Origin of the sequence: Actinomyces sp. ICM58 (genome assembly GCF_000283035.1) — a bacterium.
Classification (GTDB): domain Bacteria; phylum Actinomycetota; class Actinomycetes; order Actinomycetales; family Actinomycetaceae; genus Pauljensenia.
Window position 1 is genome coordinate 1 of record NZ_ALIY01000149.1, and the last position, 1,355, is coordinate 1,355.

Consider the following 1,355-nt stretch of genomic DNA (forward strand, 5'->3'; position numbering starts at 1 on the left):
GGCGCAAACGGTGGGGTGCTGGCATGGCCAGCACCCCACCGTCGTTTTGCGCGATGTGAGTCCCTTCGCGTGGACAAAATGACAACGCTGGAATAAAGTTCTCGAATACACGTTGAGACGTGTAACGCCGCTCCAACGAAGGCGCGGCGAGGCAGCAGGTTGCTGCGGGCACATCACGGAATGCCAGTGCGAACAAAGCACGTTTCCGCGCGCCCACAACGGAAGATGGAGGAAGAAATGAATACGAACATCCGGACCGTGTCGGTCCATGACACTCTGTTTGGCCGCGTGGCCAACAACCTGGAGGTCGCCCAGCTCTCGCGAGCCGTCGAGCCGTGGTTTGCCGACTTCCATGACAGGAGGGTCAAGCAGGCGATCGCCGATCTCGACGAGCCGACCCGCAGGGGAGAGGCAGCCGAGTTTCTCGGCCTCGAGCTGAGCGTGGTTGCCTAACAGATACGGTGAGGGGCCGACAAGCGTTGCTTGTCGGCCCCTTTTCTACGATGCGACATACTCGTATCAATAACGGTTCCAGCGTCGCGCCAGTACCTGTTTGCCGGTACCATGGAGCACGTACTCCAGTGGCGGTACCCCGAGTGGGATTCGAACCCACAACAAGCCGGGTTTGAGCCGACCGCCTCTGCCAGTTGGGCTATCGGGGCTTTCGCGTGTGCGAGAACCACAATAGAACAGCTGAGCACACCGATCAAACTGAGGAATATGACAATGAGTGAAGAGCAGGCTGAACCGCGTCGCGTCCTCGTCGCCGAGGATGAGGGGCTGATTCGTCTCGATATCGTTGAGACGCTAACCCAGGCGGGGTTCGAGGTCGTCGGCGAAGCTGCCGACGGTGAAGAAGCAGTCGAGCTGGCGCTGGAGCTGGAGCCCGACCTGTGTGTGATGGACGTCAAAATGCCGAAGATGGATGGCATCACGGCGGCCGAGAAGATCCTGCAGGAGCTGTCCTGCGCGGTGGTTATGCTGACCGCCTTCTCCCAGACCGAGCTGGTCGAGCGCGCCCGCGACGCGGGCGCCATGGCCTACGTGGTCAAGCCCTTCAGTCCCTCCGACCTGATTCCCGCGGTTGAGATCGCGCTGTCGCGTCACGCGGAAATTGAGTCCCTGGAGGATCAGATCGCGGATCTGACTGACCGTTTCGAGACTCGTAAGCGCGTGGATCGCGCCAAGGGCCTGCTCATGAAGAACATGGGCATGAGCGAACCCGAGGCCTTCCGCTGGATTCAGAAGACGTCGATGGATCGTCGCCTCTCCATGCGTGAGGTTGCCGACGCGGTCATCAACCAGGTCGACGACTGATCACAGAACTTACGGCGCAGGCGGGGAGAGTCAACGAC

Annotated in this window: 2 protein-coding genes and 1 tRNA gene; 2 read left to right on the forward strand and 1 reads right to left on the reverse strand. The window is 60.7% G+C overall.

The window, feature by feature from the left end:
• The first annotated feature begins 237 nt into the window (after positions 1-237).
• Positions 238-453: a hypothetical protein gene (locus HMPREF1138_RS07020; RefSeq protein WP_034480594.1), complete on the forward strand. Its 216-nt coding sequence runs from the start codon at positions 238-240 to the stop codon at positions 451-453.
• A gap of 135 nt (positions 454-588) precedes the next feature.
• On the opposite strand, the gene HMPREF1138_RS07025 is transcribed toward HMPREF1138_RS07020, so the two are convergent.
• A tRNA-Leu gene (locus HMPREF1138_RS07025) sits at positions 589-662 on the reverse strand.
• A 64-nt stretch (positions 663-726) separates the two neighbouring features.
• Here HMPREF1138_RS07025 and HMPREF1138_RS07030 point away from each other — a divergent pair.
• Positions 727-1,317, forward strand: a complete 591-nt coding sequence (locus HMPREF1138_RS07030) for an ANTAR domain-containing response regulator (RefSeq protein ID WP_009057992.1) — start codon at positions 727-729, stop codon at positions 1,315-1,317.
• The last annotated feature ends 38 nt before the right edge of the window (positions 1,318-1,355 follow it).